This window comes from Nonomuraea turkmeniaca, from assembly GCF_005889735.1.
GTDB classification, from domain to species: Bacteria; Actinomycetota; Actinomycetes; order Streptosporangiales; family Streptosporangiaceae; genus Nonomuraea; species Nonomuraea turkmeniaca.
The window spans coordinates 1-5,435 of the sequence record NZ_VCKY01000399.1; the positions used below are offsets into that span (position 1 = coordinate 1).

4 protein-coding genes are annotated in these 5,435 nt (G+C 71.7%); all 4 read right to left on the reverse strand.

Annotated elements, in window-relative coordinates:
- Positions 1-95: 95 nt before the first annotated feature.
- Positions 96-1,067, reverse strand: coding sequence for an ROK family protein (locus ETD86_RS52255; RefSeq protein WP_138674052.1), 972 nt, complete (start codon positions 1,065-1,067; stop codon positions 96-98).
- 107 nt (positions 1,068-1,174) lie between these two features.
- Positions 1,175-2,215, reverse strand: a complete 1,041-nt coding sequence (locus ETD86_RS52260; RefSeq protein WP_138674053.1) for a LacI family DNA-binding transcriptional regulator — start codon at positions 2,213-2,215, stop codon at positions 1,175-1,177.
- A complete protein-coding gene (locus ETD86_RS52265) occupies positions 2,212-4,059 on the reverse strand; it encodes an MBL fold metallo-hydrolase (protein ID WP_211370880.1) in 1,848 nt (615 codons plus the stop codon). The genes ETD86_RS52260 and ETD86_RS52265 overlap by 4 nt, the downstream gene beginning before the upstream one ends.
- A 67-nt stretch (positions 4,060-4,126) precedes the next feature.
- Positions 4,127-5,435 (reverse strand): alpha-amylase family protein (locus ETD86_RS56420; protein WP_170223773.1); only part of this gene is annotated, 1,309 nt, incomplete at its 5' end.

Genomic DNA, 5,435 nt, shown 5'->3' on the forward strand with positions numbered 1-5,435 from the left:
CCTGCGACACCCGCCCGCGCCCCTCATCACCCTCAAGGGACCCCCGCCCGGACGTCCGGGACGGTGCTGCGACAGGCGGTCGAGGAGCCGGCTGGTCAGGCATGGGCGACCTCCCCTGTGACGAGATCATGAGCGACGGCCCCGGCGCCCACGACGCACACACCCGCCCCGAGCCGAGCCGGCTCGATGCGCACGCTCCGAGCCGCGGGCGGCATGGCGTCCCTGGCGACGGCGGCGGCAACGGGTTCGACGAGCCGCGCACCGGACCGGGTGACCCCACCCCCGAGGACGACGAGCTCGGGCTCGAACGCGTTCACCAGATCGGTGACCGCACTTCCCAGCGCCCAGGTGGCCTCGTCCCAGATCTCGCACGCGAGCGGATCCCCGGTCTCGGCGGCCCGCGACACATCCTCGGCCGTCGGCTCATGGATGGCGGACAAGGACGACGGCCGCCCGGCGGCCAGAGCCTCGCGGGCACGTTCGGCGATGGCCGTCCCCGACGCGTACGCCTCCAGGCATCCCAGCCGCCCGCACGAGCACGGCCGGCCGCCCGGCCGCACCATGACGTGCCCGAGCTCGCCCCCGTTCCCGGCCGCGCCGCGGTGCAGCCGCCCGCCGATGACGGACCCGCCGCCGACGCCCGTCGAGATGGTCAAGTAGAGCATCGTGCTGGTGCCGCGCCCCGCGCCGTACCGGAACTCGCCGAGCGCGGCAGCGGTGGCATCGTTCTCAAGGGCCGACGGCACGCCGAACGCCTCCGCCGCCATCGCGCCCACCGGCACGTCGATCCAGCCGGGCAGGTGCGGCGGGCACTCCAGCACACCGGTCGCGGCGTCCAGCGGCCCTCCGCAGGAGATGCCGACGGCGGCCACCTCGGGCAGCCCGGCCTCGGCGATCGCCTTGCTGCCCAGATCGAACAGCCTGGCCAGGACCCGCCGCGGCCCCTCCTCCCGTCGGGTGGGGGCGACCTGCCAGCCGTGGATCCGGCCATCGCCGGTGACCACACCGACGGCGAGCTTCGTGCCGCCGATGTCCAGCGAGAGAACAGGGGGAACAACGTGCTCCATAGGGCCTCCGATGGAACGGGTGCCACGTCAAAGGGGTGTGACATCGTTCCCACACGGGATCCTAGGGCGAGCTTTCCCACGGGGTCAACGCGCGAGCTGGGGAAATGTCAGATCACGGGCGGCGATCCGGTGGATTCGCGGGGCACCAGCCGCACGTTGAGCACAGTGGTGACGGAGTCCGCCTCCGGCATCTCGATCCGCTGGTCCAGCCTCCGCACGGCGGTCGCGCCGAGGTTGAACGTGTCCTGCGAGACCGCGGTGACCGTGGGCGAGACCATGCTCATCCACGGCGCGTCGTCGAAGGCCACCAGGCTGATGTCGTCCGGCACCCTCAACCCCAGCTCGCCGATCGCCCGCCAGACGCCCTCGGCGAGCACGTTGTTGGCGGCGAACACGGCGGTCGGCCGGTCCGGAGCGCGCAACATGTCGAGCGCCCGGCGCCGCGAGTCCGCCACGTCCCAGCCCGACGAGACGACCAGGTCGGGATCCACCTTGATGTCACCGGTCCCGAGCGCTTCCAGGTAGCCCTGGTAACGCTCGTAGCCGGTGGTCCAGTCGGTCTCGTCGATGAACAGCGCGATCCTGCGGTGCCCCAGCGCGACCAGGTGCGCGGTGGCCGTCCGGGCGCCGACCCGGTTGCCCACCACGACCCCGTCCGTCGAACCGGCCGCGAACTGCCGGTCCACCTCCACCACCGGGATGTGGTGCGAGGCGAGGTAGGTGGACACGGCCGAGGAGTTGGGCGTCACGACCACGCCCGCCACCCTGAGCGCGACCAGCGCCTCGGCGGCCTCGCTCTCCGCCTCGGCCGACAGGCTCGTGTCCGCCAGCACCATCGTGTAACCGCGCTCGCGGGCCTCCCTGCTGGCCCCGGCCGCCAGCTCCGCGTAGAACGGATTGCGCAGGTCGCTCACCAGCACCCCGACCGACCTGCTGACCTGCTGCTTGAGTGTGCGGGCCATGACGTCGGGCACGTAGCCGAGCTCGGCGGCCGCGCGCAGGACCCGCTCGCGCACGTCGCTGGCGGCATAGCCCCGGCCGGTCAGCGCGCGGGAGACGGTGGAGCGGGAGACACCGGCGGCCTCCGCGACGTCTTTGATCGTGGGCCGCCGAGAACGGCTGAAGGGGGTACGCCGCTCTATGGTCATCGAATCCCTTCCCCGACCACGTCGACCAGCGCCTCGGCGTGCTGCCCGAGGCGCAGATCGCCGATGGTCACGTCGACTGCCAGGCGAACGCGGCGTCGCGGCACGACATCGGCGCCGAGACGGAGATGCACCTGATCCATACCCCCTCCGGGGAGCCTCAGCGTCAGGGATCCCTGCTCACGCTCCCATCCGGCGGGAACGACGGGCTCGATGGTGGCCACGACCTTCTCGGGGAACGGGTTGCGCACGGTGGCCGTGAGCACCAGCTCGCCGCCCGCGGGGACAGTGGCGTAGTACGGCGTCAGGCGGCACAACACGCCGTCCGCTCCCAGGTCGAGGCGGTCCAGCGGGAGCAGGTCGTGGTGCAGGGCGACCAGCTCCTCGCCGCGCTGGGTCAGCATGTGGAGGTAGTCGTCGTCCACCCAGCGCGGGCGCCAGTGGCCGCTGACCATGAGGTCGGGGCGCAGGCGCCGGTAGAGTGCGGCGCTCTTCCGGTAGTCCTCGATCCTGAACCTGTTCTTGTACTGAAAATTCAGGATCTCCTGGCGCTCTTCCGGAATGCCCATGCCGTCCTGCTGATCACCGGTGACCAGCACGCGGTGACCGTCCACCTGGAACTCGTAGGCCGCCGCGAACAACGTGTGACCCGGCAGGTCGTGCACCGTGATCTCGTACTCCCGCCACCGCACCGTCTCGCCCAGCCCGAGCACGCGGTCGGCGGGGATCGGGTCGAACCACTGACACGGCAGGTCGTGGTGGAGCGGCGCGGCCAGGATGGGGGCGATGTGGGACGGCGCCCAGATCTCGGTGCCCTCGACGTCGCGCAGCAGCGGCATGCCGGCCACGTGGTCGTCGTGGTAGTGGGTGGGGAGGGCGACCTCGATGCTGGTGACGCCGTAGTGCTCGCGGAGGGCGGGGAGCGAGGCCAGCCAGGGGCGGCGGGCCGCGCGTGAGGTGTTGTGCACCAGACCGGTGGACATGTCGTAGCCGAAGTCGAAGACCATGGCGGCACCGGACTCCGACAGCAGGACGTAGCTGTGGGACTGGGCGCTCTTGTTCATCAGCAGGTGGGAGGTCACCTCGACGAACGGGTTGTGGAGGAGTCCGCGTACGTCCCAGGGGTGGGGGCGGCGGAAGTTCACGTACCGCTGCATGGACTGGGAGAGCTGGTCGAGGGCGTCGTCCGGCTCGGTCATCGGCTCGCCGTGCGACGGCATTAAGACATCGAGCCCCTCCCGCCGGAGGAGCTCGCAGCTCAGGACGACCATGGCCGGGCCCTCGTTCTCGGTGTAGGACCACTGGGTGGCGGCCAGGGACCAGACCCTGCCGGGGGCGTAGATGAGGTCGCCGGTGAAGGCGACCTCACCGACGACGTAGGTCACGGACCCGGGGGTGTGCCCTGGGGTGGGCAACACGCGCACCTCCACACCCCCGTACGTGGCCGTCCGGTATTCGGGCACCACGCCGGCCACCGGCACCGGATCGAGCAGCGAGAACCTGTCGTCACGCAGGTCGTAGTCGTTGCTGAGCTGGCGCCCCGACCACATCTCGCCGACCTTCTCGAACAGGTCGAGCTCGACCGGCGGGACGTGGATGGGGATGCCCGCGCCCACCGCCCGGGCCAGGCCCTGCGCCTGGTCGCGGTGGTGGTGGGTCATCAGGACGTCGGTGAGGCGGTCGATCCCCATCTCGCCCAGGAGGTCGAGCACGCGGCCGGAACCGAAGTCGATCGCGATCCCGGTGCGCTCCTCCCCCGCCTGCGCGGGGGCCGCCACGACGTAGACGTGGCAGGTGTCCGCTATGCGGAACACCCCGGGCACAACTTCGGTCACATCACTGCTCACGAGGCGCGATTCTATCCGGTATCGTTCCCACACGTCCTGTACCGCCGACCACTCCCGGCGGTCTGCCTCATCGCCGCCACCACCGCGCGACCTGCTCGAGGTCCGCGCCGGTGATCTCCTCCAGGGAGTTGTCGATGCGCTCGGCGTAGTACAGCGCGGGCACGCCGAGCGAGGGCTGCGCCTCGGCGTAGGCCAGCCAGTCCGCCCTGCTCGGCATCGGCCACTGGTCGGTGTCGATCAGGTGGCCCGGCATGGCGTGGGCGGCGACCGCGTGGCGGAAGCGCAGCTGGTCGACGGCCGGCACGAGCTCGCCGTGGGCGTCGTACTCGAGCACGTCGTTGAGCCGGACCATGTCGGTGACGTCGCCGAACGCGGGATGCGGCGTGTGGGTGACCATCAGAGCGCCGGGTTTGACGCGTTTGGCGGCGTCGTACAGGGTGGCGAGCAGCTCGTGCAGGAGGGCCATGCCCCAGGTCGAGCCGTACGACTTCAGGTGCGATCCGCTGGGGAACCACTGCGTGAAGTCGATCTTGAATCCGTCCGCCCCGAGGTCGCCGAGCAGCCGGTCCATGATCGCCTGGACGCGGAGCCGGTAGGCGGGGTTCGACGGGTCGGCGGCCACCGCCCGTCCGCCGGCGTCCAGCACGCACTCCTCGGCCGGCAGCCCGTCGGCCGACCAGGCCCGCCACCACAGCAGCACCCGCTGCCCGCGCGCCTGCCTGGCGGCGATCCACTCGCGGAGCGCCGGCCACTTCGCCGGGTCGGGCTCCATCTCCCCATATGTCAGCTGCCAGCGGTCGTCGATGACGATCGTCCCCGGGACGATGCCGTGGTCCTCGAGTCGCGCCAGCCACTCGTCGTAGAGGTCCTGCCGGGACAGCTCCACCGGCGACCGGCCGTCGGCCCTGCGAGCTCCGGCGCACTGGGCGCCCCAGCCGCAGAAGATCGGCTCGCTCCACCACGCGTGCCGCTCGTGGACCGGCCCGGCGGGCGCCAGCCCGTGCGCGACCAGGTCGTCCCGGTGGTGCGCGATCGCCTCCCACGGGGAGGACGCGGTACGGAAGACGATCGCGGGCGACGTCCACGACCCGCGCACCACGGTGTGGCACTCGTAGTCGAAGCGCAGCGCCATCCCGCCGTCCAGCGGCTCGTACGCGAGCTCCGTGAAGGTCAGATCGGCGATCCCGGCGCGTACGGAGGCCCCTAGCCACGGCCCGCCCGGCACGGCGGTGGCGCCGTCCGGCTCCTCCTTGGTGAAGGCCAGGACCAGCGGCGGCGGCGAGAACACCGCGTGCAGCCGCCCCGGCGCGGCGTCGCCGATCACGGTGAGCGCGAGCGGCACGGCCACCGGCCGCACGACCTGCACGGGATGGGTG

What these genes read in the sequence shown, in the direction of transcription:
- ETD86_RS52255 (WP_138674052.1), bottom strand. Translation starts at nt 1,067, where the DNA reads ATGGAGCACGTTGTTCCCCCTGTTCTCTCGCTGGACATCGGCGGCACG.
- ETD86_RS52260 (WP_138674053.1), bottom strand. Translation starts at nt 2,215, where the DNA reads ATGACCATAGAGCGGCGTACCCCCTTCAGCCGTTCTCGGCGGCCCACG.